Origin of the sequence: Nitrobacter sp. JJSN (assembly GCF_051912485.1) — a bacterium.
GTDB lineage: Bacteria > Pseudomonadota > Alphaproteobacteria > Rhizobiales > Xanthobacteraceae > Nitrobacter.
Genome location: NZ_CP196822.1, coordinates 1,298,263 through 1,311,390, shown reverse-complemented (window position 1 = coordinate 1,311,390; position 13,128 = coordinate 1,298,263). Strand labels below are relative to the sequence as shown.

The 13,128-nt window shown below is 61.1% G+C and carries 9 protein-coding genes; 4 read left to right on the top strand and 5 right to left on the bottom strand.

Annotated elements, in window-relative coordinates:
• Positions 1-65: 65 nt before the first annotated feature.
• The 3 genes from sufC to ACSZOQ_RS06455 form a co-directional block, all read right to left on the bottom strand.
• On the bottom strand, positions 66-815 hold the full coding sequence (sufC, locus tag ACSZOQ_RS06465) for a Fe-S cluster assembly ATPase SufC (RefSeq protein WP_439925167.1): 750 nt from the start codon (positions 813-815) through the stop codon (positions 66-68).
• Between the two features lie 145 nt (positions 816-960).
• The gene (sufB, locus tag ACSZOQ_RS06460) at positions 961-2,442 is read right to left on the bottom strand and encodes a Fe-S cluster assembly protein SufB (protein ID WP_439925166.1); all 1,482 of its coding nucleotides are present in this window, start codon (positions 2,440-2,442) and stop codon (positions 961-963) included.
• Positions 2,443-2,520: 78 nt separating this feature from the next.
• Positions 2,521-3,687: a cysteine desulfurase family protein gene (locus ACSZOQ_RS06455; RefSeq protein ID WP_439925165.1), complete on the bottom strand. Its 1,167-nt coding sequence runs from the start codon at positions 3,685-3,687 to the stop codon at positions 2,521-2,523.
• Between the two features lie 199 nt (positions 3,688-3,886).
• Here ACSZOQ_RS06455 and ACSZOQ_RS06450 point away from each other — a divergent pair, with 199 nt between their 5' ends.
• Positions 3,887-4,534, top strand: coding sequence for an alpha/beta hydrolase (locus ACSZOQ_RS06450; protein ID WP_438277592.1), 648 nt, complete (start codon positions 3,887-3,889; stop codon positions 4,532-4,534).
• A 14-nt stretch (positions 4,535-4,548) separates the two neighbouring features.
• On the opposite strand, the gene ACSZOQ_RS06445 is transcribed toward ACSZOQ_RS06450, so the two are convergent.
• Positions 4,549-5,649 carry an anhydro-N-acetylmuramic acid kinase gene (locus ACSZOQ_RS06445; RefSeq protein ID WP_439925969.1) on the bottom strand — a complete coding sequence of 367 codons (1,101 nt, stop codon included), beginning with the start codon at positions 5,647-5,649 and terminating at the stop codon, positions 4,549-4,551.
• A 161-nt stretch (positions 5,650-5,810) separates the two neighbouring features.
• On the opposite strand from ACSZOQ_RS06445, the gene tyrS reads away from it, so the two are divergent.
• Complete coding sequence (tyrS, locus tag ACSZOQ_RS06440) at positions 5,811-7,064, top strand: tyrosine--tRNA ligase (protein WP_439925164.1); 1,254 nt, start codon at positions 5,811-5,813, stop codon at positions 7,062-7,064.
• 68 nt (positions 7,065-7,132) lie between these two features.
• On the opposite strand, the gene ACSZOQ_RS06435 is transcribed toward tyrS, so the two are convergent.
• Positions 7,133-10,885 carry a hypothetical protein gene (locus ACSZOQ_RS06435; RefSeq protein ID WP_439925163.1) on the bottom strand — a complete coding sequence of 1,251 codons (3,753 nt, stop codon included), beginning with the start codon at positions 10,883-10,885 and terminating at the stop codon, positions 7,133-7,135.
• 174 nt (positions 10,886-11,059) lie between these two features.
• Between ACSZOQ_RS06435 and ACSZOQ_RS06430 the strand changes: the two genes are divergently transcribed.
• Complete coding sequence (locus ACSZOQ_RS06430; protein ID WP_439925162.1) at positions 11,060-11,695, top strand: peroxiredoxin; 636 nt, start codon at positions 11,060-11,062, stop codon at positions 11,693-11,695.
• Positions 11,696-11,796: 101 nt separating this feature from the next.
• The gene (locus ACSZOQ_RS06425; protein WP_439925161.1) at positions 11,797-13,128 is read left to right on the top strand and encodes a M23 family metallopeptidase; all 1,332 of its coding nucleotides are present in this window, start codon (positions 11,797-11,799) and stop codon (positions 13,126-13,128) included.

The window sequence follows — 13,128 nt, the reverse complement described above, 5'->3', positions numbered from 1 at the left end:
ATCAAATCCGTTCAGATCGTATTTTCCGGCATGATCTCATCCGAAAACCGGAAGGCGCTTCCGGATTATGCTTCCTCGAATTGCGCATATCCGGACGCCTCGAGCTCCAGCGCCAGATCCTTGTCTCCGCTTTTCACGACCCGGCCTTTCGACATCACGTGCACGAAATCAGGCACGATGTAATTGAGCAGCCGCTGATAGTGCGTGATGACGACCATGGCGCGATCCTTCGAACGCAAAGCATTGACGCCATCGGCTGCAACGCGCAGCGCGTCGATGTCCAGACCGGAATCCATTTCATCAAGGATGCACAGGCTCGGCTCGAACAGCCCCATCTGCAGCACCTCGTTGCGCTTCTTCTCGCCGCCGGAAAAGCCGACATTGATGCCACGGCGCAGCATGTCCTGCGGAATGTTCAACGAGGCCGCGACCTCACGCACTTTTTTCAAGAAATTCGGCGTCGAATATTCGGTCTCGCCGCGCGCCTTGCGCTGCGCGTTCAGCGCGGTCCGCAGGAACGTCATGGTAGCGACACCGGGAATTTCCACCGGATACTGGAAGGCGAGAAACACGCCCTTCGCGGCGCGCTGGTCGGGCGCCATCGCCAGCAGATCCTCGCCCTCGAACAGGACTTCGCCGTCGGTGACCTCATAGCCCGGCTTACCGGCGATCACATGGCTCAGCGTCGACTTGCCGGAACCGTTCGGCCCCATGATGGCATGGACTTCGCCCTTGTTGACGGTCAGTGACAAGCCGTGAAGAATTTCACGCTCCTCGACACGGACGTGCAGGTCTTTGACTTCAAGCAACGGCATCGTTCATCCTTCGCTATCGTTACGTCATCGCGAGGAGCGCGCTCATGCGACGAAGCAATCCGGCATTTCCAACCATCGGTGGATTGCTTCGCCCGGCGTAAAACCGGCAAGAGCCGGTTTTGTCGCGAGCTCGCAGTGACGGGGGCTAACCCACACTTCCTTCCAGCGAGATCGAGATCAGCTTCTGGGCCTCGACCGCGAATTCCATCGGCAACTGCTGCAGCACGTCTCTCACGAAGCCGTTGACGACGAGGCCGACGGCCTCTTCCTGCGACAGTCCGCGCTGCACGCAATAGAACAGCACGTCTTCCGAGATCTTCGATGTCGTCGCCTCGTGCTCGAACAGGGCCGAGGTGTTCTTGGCCTCGATGTACGGCACGGTGTGCGCGCCGCACTTATCACCGATCAGAAGCGAGTCACACGCGGTGAAGTTGCGCGCATTGGTCGCCTTGCGGTGCGCGGTGACGAGGCCACGATAGGTGTTCTGCGACTTGCCCGCCGCGATGCCCTTGGAGATGATCCGGCTCGTGGTGTTCTTGCCGAGATGCAGCATCTTGGTGCCGCTGTCGACCTGCTGGTAGCCATTCGAAATCGCGATCGAGTAGAACTCGCCCCGCGAATTGTCGCCGCGCAGGATGCAGCTCGGATATTTCCAGGTGATGGCGGAGCCGGTCTCGACCTGAGTCCACGAAATTTTCGAACGCGCGCCGCGACAGTCGCCACGCTTGGTGACGAAATTGAAGATGCCGCCCTTACCCTCGGAATTGCCGGGGTACCAGTTCTGCACCGTCGAATACTTGATCTCGGCGTCGTCGAGCGTGACGAGTTCGACGACCGCGGCGTGCAACTGGTTCTCGTCGCGCTGCGGCGCGGTGCAGCCTTCGAGATAGCTGACGTAGGCGCCCTTGTCGGCGATGATGAGCGTGCGCTCGAACTGGCCGGTGTTGCGCTCGTTAATGCGGAAGTAGGTCGACAGCTCCATCGGACAGCGAACGCCCGGCGGGATGTAGACGAACGACCCATCGGAGAACACTGCCGAGTTCAGCGTCGCAAAGAAATTGTCGGAGGTCGGCACCACGCTGCCGAGATACTGTTTCACCAGCTCCGGATGCTGCTGAATGGCGTGAGAGATCGGCATGAAAATCACGCCGGCCTTCTTCAGCTCCTCCTGGAACGTGGTCGCCACGGATACCGAGTCGAACACGGCATCGACCGCGACTCTCCGTTCGCCCTCGGGGCGAACGACGCCCTCAAGCACCTCGACCTCGCGCAAGGGAATGCCGAGTTTCTTGTAGGTCTCGAGGATCTCCGGATCGATCTCGTCTAGCGAGGAGATCTCCTTCTTCGGCTTCGGCGCCGAATAATAATAGAGATCCTGATAGTCGATCTTCGGATAGTTCACGCGCGCCCAACTCGGCTCCTGCATGGTCAGCCAGCGGCGATAGGCGTCAAGCCGCCACTCCAGCATCCAGGCCGGTTCGTTTTTCTTCGCTGAAATAAACCGGACGGTGTCTTCGGAAAGTCCCTTGGGAGCTTTCTCGGACTCGATGATGGTCTCGAATCCATATCGATATTGATCGACGTCGATCTGGCGAACCCGATCGACCGTCTCTTGTACGGCTGCCATTCCTACCTCCGCTCGCGGTTTCAAGGACCACGGTGGAATATGAAGTCTCGGTGCTTGCCCTGTTCCCAAGAAATGGTCTTAGAACTGTTCAAGCACTGTTTCGTCCCTCTTTACTAGTGCACCTGAGAGCTTTCGCCAAGCTTTAATAGCCCTATCGACGTCCGCCTCCGTAGTCTCCCAGCCCAGCGAAAATCGTATCGCGCTTCTGGTCATTTCCGGCCCATACCCCATCGCCTCCAGCACATGCGATGGTTGTACCTTTCCCGATGAACACGCTGAACCCGAAGACACCGCCACCCCCTCAAGGTCGAACCCGACGACGGCGGTCTCGGCCTTTAATCCCCGAACACCGAACAGGGTCGTATTCGGCAAACGAGCGACGTCCTCTGAGATAACTATGCTCCACGGGGTTTGCCGCAACCCTTCCTCAAGCCGATTCCGCAGGATTTCGATCCGGGCCATATCGCTAGCTCTGGCTGCGACCGCCGCCTTCACCGCGGCTCCGAAGCCCGCAATAGCTGGCACGTTCTCTGTGCCGGCGCGGCGACCCCGCTCCTGACCGCCTCCCCGTATCAACGCGCCGGGACCGATCTGGTTCGGCGCGAGAACCAGTGCGCCAATCCCGGTCGGGCCGCCGATTTTGTGTGCTGAAACAGATAGAAAATCAGCATTTAACTTAATGATATCAAAAGTAATTTTTCCGAGAGCCTGAACCGCGTCGACGTGCAGGAGACCGCCCGCCTCGTGGACCAGATCGGCCACTTCTGCGACCGGCTGAATGACACCGGTTTCGTTATTGGCAAGCATGACCGACACCAACGCCGGTGGTCCTCCTGAGAGCATCGCTTGCAAGGCGTTGAGGTCAACCAGTCCGGACCGATGCACCGGCAGGCGCGCGATCCAATCCGGCACGAACTGCCCGCCGGCCAGCACCGAGGCATGTTCGACGGCTGAAACAATAAGCCTATCAATAGCGTGACCATATCGTCCGTGAACGCCGGGGGTCAGCGCCAGGGCATTGGCTTCGGTCCCACCGGACGTGAAGACCACGTTGCGAGGTTCGCCGCCAACGGCCATCGCCACCGCAGCCCGCGCATCTTCCACCACTCCGCGCGCCCGCCTGCCCTCCGCGTGAATGGATGAGGGGTTACCGACGACATCCCACGCGGCAGCCATCGCCTCCCGCGCCTCGCGGCGTAGCGGCGTGGTCGCATTCCAGTCGAGATAAATCCGTTCCTGCATCATGTTGTAACTATAAGATATTCTTGGCGGGTGAAGCCACAGCCGCGCAAGATGCTTGCTTTTCGCCCCTCGCCCTATGTTAGAACGCAGCAATCATTCACGGGCACCACTCCTGTACCGCCGCGCGGTGCCCGATCGCCCGCTGCCCGCAGGCTGCGGACAAAAACTCGTCTAATGAGCGGCCGATTTCCCGAGGATTCCGATGCCTGAAGTCATTTTTACTGGTCCCGCCGGTCGTCTCGAAGGCCGCTATCACCCGGCGAAGCAGAAAAATGCGCCGATCGCGATGGTCCTGCACCCTCATCCGCAGTTTCGCGGCAGCATGAACCATCCGATTGTCTATCAGGTCTACTACGCTTTCGTGGCGCGTGGTTTTTCGGTGTTGCGCTTCAATTTCCGCGGCGTCGGCCGTAGTCAGGGCTCGTTCGACCACGGCACCGGTGAATTGTCGGACGCGGCGGCCGCACTCGACTGGGCACAGACCATCAATCCGGAAGCGCGCGCCTGCTGGGTGGCCGGATTTTCCTTCGGCGCCTGGATCGGCATGCAGTTGCTAATGCGACGACCCGAAGTGGAGGGCTTCATTTCGATCGCGCCGGAGCCGAACCGTTATGATTTCTCGTTTCTCGCGCCATGCCCGTCGTCGGGACTCATCGTCCATGGCGAAAAGGATATCGTCGCGCCGGCCAAGGATGTCACGACGCTGGTGGAAAAGCTGAAGACCCAGAAGGGTATCGTGATCGACCAACATACCATTCCGGGCGCCAATCATTTCTTCGAAGACAAGATGGAGCCGCTGATGGAAACGGTGACCGGCTATCTCGATATGAGACTCGCCAACATTCGTTGACCGCTGATCGCGCTCTAGGGTCGCACGATCACTCCACCGGTCATCGGCACGGGCACGCCCGTGGTCGCCGGATAGCTTAACGGCAAGCCTTTCAGACCACGCACCGCGAGATAGCCGAAGGCTTGCGCCTCCATGGCATCGACCGACCAGCCAAGTGCATCGGCCGGCTCGACCGTCGCCGGAGCGCACACCTCCCGCAGTATGCCGAGCATGGTCGGATTGCGGGCTCCCCCGCCAACCACGATCCAGCTTCGCGGTGATTTCGGCAACAGCGGAACGATCCGTGCGATGGCCGCCGCGGTGAAGGCCGTCAGGGTTGCCGCACCGTCGGCCGGCGACATGTCATGCAGTGCGAGCGAAGCGAAATCGTTGCGATCGAGAGACTTGGGCGGCGGCAGCGCGAAGAACGGGTGCTGCAAGGCATGCGCGATCCAGTCCGCATCGGGACGGCCCTGCGCCGCCAGCCGGCCTTCGCCGTCGAACTGCTGACCCGTCACGCGGAGCATGAAATCATCGAGCAGCGCATTGCCGGGTCCAGTGTCGCAGGCGATCAACGTGTCGGCGCCATCGATATAGGTTACGTTGGAGACGCCGCCGATATTGACCACGCAAACCGGTCCCTCGCGACCGAGCGATTGCGCCAGTGCGCGATGATAGACGGGGACGAATGGCGCACCCTGCCCGCCGGCGGCCACGTCGGCCGCGCGGAAATCATGTATCACCGGAACGCGGATCGCTTTTGCCAAAGCCGCCGCATCGCCGATCTGCACGGTCAACTGCTGCGCCGGCCGGTGCAGGATGGTCTGGCCATGGAAGCCGACGATATCGATGTTCTCGCGCGCGATGCGATTTTGCGTGAGGAAAGCAGCAACGGCTTCGGCGTGCGCCGTGGTCACGACGCGTTCGGCCTCGCCGATCACGCCTGGCCGTGCGTCACGCCGCGAGAGATTGACGGCCTCCGCGAGCGCCTCGCGCAACAGGCCGCGTTCGTGGTCCGCGTACGGGCGGTAGCCGGTCGGCCCGAACCTCGCCACTCGCTCGCCGTCGGTTTCGATCAAGGCGATATCGACGCCGTCCAGCGAGGTGCCGCTCATCAGACCAATCGCCGTCATCATCGTGCGGACCCCCCGGGTGGCTGACATGCGACGTCCAGCTTGTGCCAAACGCGCGCTTCTTATAATGGCACACAGCGGAGCCCGGCGGCAGTGTCCGGCCATGATGGGCCGGAATCGAGTTTGCAATAGAGCCGAACAAGAACGATCAGAGTCAGATAGCTATGGCCGCCTTCAAATCCGATTTCCTCAACATCCTTCAGGAACGGGGTTTCATCCATCAGTGCTCCGATATCGAGGGCCTCGATGCGTTGGCCGCGAAGGGCCAGGCGACGGCCTACGTCGGCTACGACTGCACCGCGCCGTCGCTGCATATCGGCAACTACCTGACCATGATGATGCTCCATTGGCTCCAGCAGAGCGGCAACAAGCCGATCACGCTGATGGGCGGTGGCACCACCATGGTCGGCGACCCCTCCGGCAAGGATGAATCGCGCGCGATCCGTAGCGTCGCGGAAATCGAGGCCAACAAAGCCAGCATTCGCGGCGTATTCGCCAAGGTGCTGCACTACGGTTCCGGCGCGAACGATGCGGTGATGCTCGACAATGCCGAATGGCTGACCAAGCTCAATTGGATCGAGATGCTGCGCGATATCGGCCGCCACTTCTCGGTCAACCGGATGCTGACGATGGACTCCGTTCGTCTCCGCCTCGAGCGCGAACAGGAAATGAGCTTCATCGAATTCAACTACATGATCTGCCAGGCCTATGATTTCGTCGAACTGTCGCGGCGCGTTGATTGCCGCTTGCAGATGGGGGGTTCGGATCAGTGGGGCAACATCGTCAACGGCGTCGATCTCGGCCGCCGCATGGGCACACCTCAGCTGTTCGCTCTGACCACGCCGTTGCTGACGACAGCGTCGGGCGCGAAGATGGGCAAGACCGCGCAAGGCGCCGTGTGGCTCAACGCCGACGCCTTCAGCCCCTATGATTTCTGGCAGTACTGGCGCAACGTCGAGGATGCCGACGTCGTCAAATTCCTGAAACTGTTCACGATCCTGCCGATGGACGAGATCGCGAAGTTGGCTGCGTTGCAGGGTGCCGAGATCAACGAGGCCAAGAAGGTGCTGGCAACCGAGGCGACCGCCCTTCTGCATGGTCGGGACGAGGCCGAGAAGGCTGCCGATACCGCGCGCACCACTTTCGAGGAAGGCGCCATCGCCGAGAGCCTTCCGACGCTGGACATTCCGCAACGCGACCTTGCAAGCGGAGCCGGCGTGCTCGCGCTGTTCGTAAAGGCGGGGCTGGTCGCTTCGAACGGCGAAGCGCGTCGCCAGATCAAAGGCGGCGGCTTGCGCGTCAACGACGTCGCCGTCACCGACGAAAAGATGATGCTGACATCAGATCATCTCACGCCTGAAGGCGTGATCAAGCTCTCGATGGGCAAGAAGCGCCACGTCTTGCTGCGACCTGCATAACCTTACGCCGGGCATCGGTGGGCGTTGCGGTCTTCATCGCGACTGCGTTCGCGCAGTCCGGCAAACGATCAGTTGCCGCCCTGTGCCGGATATTCGATCTGGTTGGCCGGTTTGCCGGTCTGGAATTCGAAGATCTTGCGCAGCACGCCAGGGGCCATGGCCGAAATCGGATTAACTCGTAACTGCGGCTGGCCCGGCGTTCCCACCACTTCATAGGTCACGCCGATCAGCCCTTCATTGCTGCCGCCGCCAAGGAACAATCCTACGATCGGAAGCTGTCCGAAGATGTTGTTAAGACCATACATCGGCACGAACGTGCCGCTCATGCGAACCTGATTGCCGGGAAAGTCGATATGGCCCTCGATCGTCGCGCCGATTGTCGGCCCCTTGACGACGCCATCGCGCACCGAGAGCTGCCCGTTCTGCCGGGTAAATTCCGCACGCAGACGCGAAAATGAAATGCCGTTCTGCGCGGTTTGCGGACCACCCGCCGCGGCGCGATCCAGAGCCGTCTCGCCCTTGATCGTGAAATCGCGAACGTTGATCAACCCCTGCTTGGCGCGCGGCTCGGCAGTCGGGGGATCCATGGCCAACTCGAGCTGACCGCCAAACATCTTTCCGTAAGTATCGGTAAAGCGGAAGAACGCACCCGCGTCGTTAGTCTCGATCAGAACGACGTCCTGGCCTTGCGGGCGCCCGCGCAAATCGCCGGTCAGCGACGTATCGCGCCCGATCTTTCCACTCATGCTCAAGCTGCGGATCGACCCGTTGCGCTGGGCCATCTTCACGTCCGCGCTGCGGACGGCTTCGCCATAAAATCCGGCCACGGCTCCAATCTTCAGATCGACGTCGAAATCGATGCTCTTGGCCTTGCCTTTGGTGTCGGCCTGCTTGCCCGAGATGGCCGATTTGATAAAGCCGCGACCATCGAACACATCGCCGCGCATGACGACCTTCAACACGCCGTCCGCATTGCGGTCGGCCTTCAGCGAAGCCTTGTCACCCTCTGACGGCGCGTAAACCGGAAAATTTGCATTCAACAAATCGCCGTTTTGATCGATCTCCAGCGATCCCTTTATCATCACGCCGCCGCCGTCGATGATGATATTCTCCAGGCGCGTCGACTCCGCCTTATGCACCACATTGAACGTCGCGTGACCTGACTTTCCCGGCAGCTTGATCCAGCCGGGCAGAAGATTGTCGAGCTTCAAGGACGTGAGGTCGGCATCGATACCGATTTTGCTGTCCTTGTCAGTGCCGATCTTCCCGACCAGCTTGACGGGAATCGCACCGGTTGCTCCGGCTCCGAGATCAATGCCGAGTTTTGCGCGGCTCGCGTCATCCAGCGTGGCCTGCAACTTGATATCGGCGTCGCCGTCCGTCGGCTTACGGTAATCCAGCGACGCCGGCTGCCCGTTAATCTTGACGTCACCCTTGACCTGGTACCCCTGGTTGTTTGCGACCACCTTCAGCGCGTTCGCTTCAAGCTTCTGATTCATGACCAGACGGTCGGCGGCAAAGCCCGCGAGATCGGCGGTGATGGAATAGGTCGTATCTTCCTGGGTGATTTTACGCCTGATCGGCAAACCAAGCGCGACCTGTGCCGTGACCGTTCCCTTGCTGGAATTGGGATCGATCAGATTACCGGTGAATTCACTAAGGCGATCCGAGGCGAGAATTTCGGCGGCTGCGGGCACGGGACCATCGATCCTGAACTTCACCCTGGCCGGTGCGGGTTTGGGCGCCATATCAGGCACCTCGAAAACGACATCGGAAATGTTGAGCTTGCGGCCAGCCGGGGTATCGGCGGCGGCCTGCCCGATCGTCACCGTCGCCGTTCTGCCGGTGACTCGCGCCTTCAGATCGGCATCGCGGATCGGAGGCATTTCATCGACGGGATACAGCGTCACATTGCTGGCGGCGATATTGACAGAAAGACCATCATCAGGAATTGGCGGCCCGCGCCGCGACAGATTGCGGAGCGGCGAATTGACGCCGACTTCAATGCGCTGGAGAGAACCCCGTCCAATTCGTTGGATGACCCATTCACGCACTTCCGGCACAATCAGAAGGGGCCACATGCTCTTGAGCGCCGCCACGGACATCGGCGTCCCGGCAAAGCCCAGTTTCAGGCGCGGCGCTTCCGAATAGTCGATGCTCCCGGTGCCGGCAACGCCGATCGTACCATTGCTGATATCGGCCTGAGTCAACGTCACCTGCTTGTGTTCGGTGTCGAACTGCAGTCCGACCGCAATGCGGTTGAAGATAAGAGGTGCTTCGCCATCGGAGCCGGCGAGGACGATGGTGCCACCGCTCAAACCCATCTGCCAGTCTGGAATGTTGCCATTCGGCGGCTCGAGACGGGCGAGCAGCGTGATACGATTCTCACCGGACACGATTTTGAACGGCGCTACCAGGACACGCCGTCCTGAATCCCATTCCATGTTCATTTCGATCTGATCGATCGCCATGGGATAGTCCGGCGTGTCAGTATCGATGATCGTGCCTTTGCCCGCGGAGAGACTGCCGCGAAGATAGGTCGGCAGGCCGTCGCGACCAATCTCGCCCTTCAGTTCACCACTGAGCGGCATGTCGGCACTATAGGTGAGATCCTTGACGCGGAGAGCGAGCAGAATGTTTTTCGCCGGTATCCCGGCGGCACGGAGATCAACCGGGCGCACACCATCGGCGGGCGACCCGACAGTGACCTGAAGCGACCACGCTTTGCTGCCGCCTTCGCCGACACTGAATGCGACCCCGCCTCCGCGCGGCCGGCGAAGACTCAAGCTGATGTCGCTAAAGCTCCAACGATTACCGCGCTGCTGGTCATCGACCACCAGTCGCCCGTTTTTCAGGCCGATCTCATTGAGATTTTGCCCGTCGAGCCCTGTCAGGCTGAGACTGTCGAGCCAGTTCAGTCCCGCCAACAGCGTGCCGGCGTTGCTACGGCCCTCGGGAATCACGAGCGGGGCGCCAGTCCGGGATTCGCTCGATTGCGGCGTCGCCTGAACTGATGGCGCAATGCTGGCGGGATCGGGCGGTGACGGCGGATTGGACGGTCGCGCGGACGCGACACCCGTGGCAAGCGGCTTGGCGTTATCGCCTGCCGAAACGGTGACCTGGCCGTCCGGAGTAATCCGAACCGAAAGTTCGGCATCGACCAGATTGAGACTTTCGGCACGGAGTTGTCCGGTCAGCAGCGCCATGCCGGACAGTTTCACCTCGGCTTTCGGCGCGCTCGCGACGATCGCATGATCGCGGTCGCGGACAACGACGTCACGAACACGAACTGCGATACGAATTCTGCCGGCGCGCTCGATTTGGGTGCCACCGATTTCCACAGTGTTGTCGTGACCGATGTTTTCCTCGATCGCAGCGACAAGCCAGGGCGTCATCATATCGAGATTGACGGGACCGGCGCCGAGGCGCCACCAGAGCGCGCCAAAGCCCCCGGCGAATATGAGCGTCAGCACGCTGACGGTGATTGCGAGCCGCCTGACCCAGCGTTCGCCCGCCAGCCAGCTCTTGAACCTCCCGAGCCTGTCACCCAACCTGTGGAATCCGGAATCCGACCGCGACAACAGCCGACGTATGCGACGGCTTTGGACCTCGTCGTGGTCCTCATTCCAGTCGGTATCTTCCACTTGCGAGACCTGGTCGCCGCCGCGCTTCGGAATTGGGATCGGCGTCTTCCTTGTCATTGCCTCTCGGTGCCGTCCTGGACCGGAGCAGTTAGCGTCATCAGCCCGATCGCCGGTCCCGGACGAACGCTCCTGTGACGGCACTTCTGCCAATCCCCGATCTAACATGTTACGCGTCATCCGGCCCCTTGGTGCATACCGAGCAGAAAGCGGGACGGATAATTCGTCGAATCCTTAGTAACCCTACCCCGCGGTCGGCGGAAATGCACAGTGGCCACAGCACGAGCGAGTCGCCCGGGCATCCCCGAGAGTCGAGCGGATACTGAGCGCTGGAAAGCGACGAAAGGAAGGCGTATGTCCAAGAAGATACGCAAGAAATCCTCCAAACCGGCCGCCACCAGGACTGCCCGCACGACAGCGGCTCCCCGCACAAAACCAGTTCCAAGCGCCGGCCCATCGTCCTCGTTGGCAGCGAGCAAAAAGCCCAAATCGCCTTCGACAGAATCATCGCCCGGGGCTCAAGGGAACGGTCTTGCAGAGGGCTCCCGAGCACCGGCCTTCAACCTTCCACGGGATGACGGCACCCGCGTTTCGCTCGCCGATTTCGCTGGACGAAAGCTTGTGATCTTTTTCTATCCGCGCGCCGGTACGCCGGGCTGCACCAAGGAGGCGATGGATTTCACCCGGCTGGCGAAAGAGTTCGCCGCCTGCGGAACGACGGTACTGGGAGTGTCTGCCGATCCCGTGAAGGCGCAGGACTCATTCCGTACCAAGTACAAGCTGTCGATTCCTCTCATCTCAGATGAGAAGCACGAAATGTTGGAAGCCTATGGCGCCTGGGGCGAAAAATCCATGTACGGCAGATCTTTCACCGGAATTCTTCGCACCACCGTGCTGGTGAATGCGGACGGCCGGATCGCCCGCGTCTGGCGGCGAGTCAAGGTCGACGGTCACGCCGAAGATGTGCTTGCCACGGCCCGCGGCCTGTAACAACGCACCGCCATTTCCCGAAAATTAACCATGAACGGTTCAAATCAGCACCGAAGTTGAGCCGACTGGAACACGCGTTTCAGGCCGGCGCGGGAGTGCCGATGTCGTACCGTTCCAGTCAGTTTGCCGAGTATCCGCAGCATCGCGCGCACGATCACAATCGACATCCTTCCCGCCACGCGGGTTCGGCCGCCCTGTCGTCGGGGGAGAAGGAAACGCAGCGCGGCTACACCCTTGCCCATGCCGGCAGGCAGGTTCGTTTCGGCCCGGTGGTATTCTGGATCGCCGTGGGAACGGTCACGCTGCTCGGGGTCTGGTCCGCCGCGACCGCCACCTACTTCGCCTTTCGCGACGACGTGCTGACACGGCTCATCTCGCGCCAGGCCGACATGCAGTACGCCTATGAGGACCGCATTGCCGAATTGCGCGCGCGTGTCGATCGCACCACCAGCCGCCAATTGCTCGATCAGGAACAGATAGACAGAAAACTCGAAGAGGTCGTGCGCCGTCAGGCGGTGCTCGAATCTCGCGCAGCGGCCCTGAACGCCATGCCTGACGTTTCAGTAACAGGGTCGATCAAGGGGTCGCCCCGGAAGGCGGAAAACGACGCCGATGCAAGCTCGTCGGGATCTGCAAAACCCTCCCCGATCAACGATGCCGCGGCCTTCGTGGCGCCGCCCGACCTCCGTAAGCAGCCGGTCCGGTTCGAGAAAGTCACAGGTCAGGTCAACAAACTGATGCGGCTTGAATCATCGCTCGATCGGGTCGAGAGCCGCCAGATCGCCGAACTGAATTCGGTCGAGAACCGCATGGAATCCCGGGCCCGCCGAATGCGCGGAGTTTTCTCCGAGCTCGGACTCAATGTGACGAAAATGGAAGCCGGCACGCCTTACCCCGGAACGGGGGGGCCCTATGTACCCGTCAAGCTCCGATCCGATGCTAGCCCGTTCGAGCGCCAGCTCTACCGTGTCAATCTGACCCGGGGACAGATCGATCGACTCAACGGCGCCCTCGCCCTCGTTCCCTATCGCAAGCCAGTAGTGGGCGAGATCGAGCTCTCCTCGGGCTTCGGCGTGCGCGTCGATCCGTTCGTCGGGCGCCCGGCGATGCATACCGGTCTCGATTTCCGCGCATCGATGGGAGATCCCGTACGTGCAACGGCGAACGGAAAGGTTGTCTCCGCAGGCTGGGGCGGCGGCTATGGGCGGATGGTCGAGATAGATCATGGCAACGGTCTGTCGACCCGTTATGGTCACCTCTCCGCGATCAACGTGAACGTCGGCCAATCCATCAAGATCGGACAAGTCGTCGGAGAAGTCGGATCGACCGGCCGTTCGACCGGCCCTCACCTGCATTACGAAACACGGATCGACGGGGAAGCGGTCGATCCCCAGAAATTTCTCCGAGCCGGCATACGCCTGAACGACGGCTAG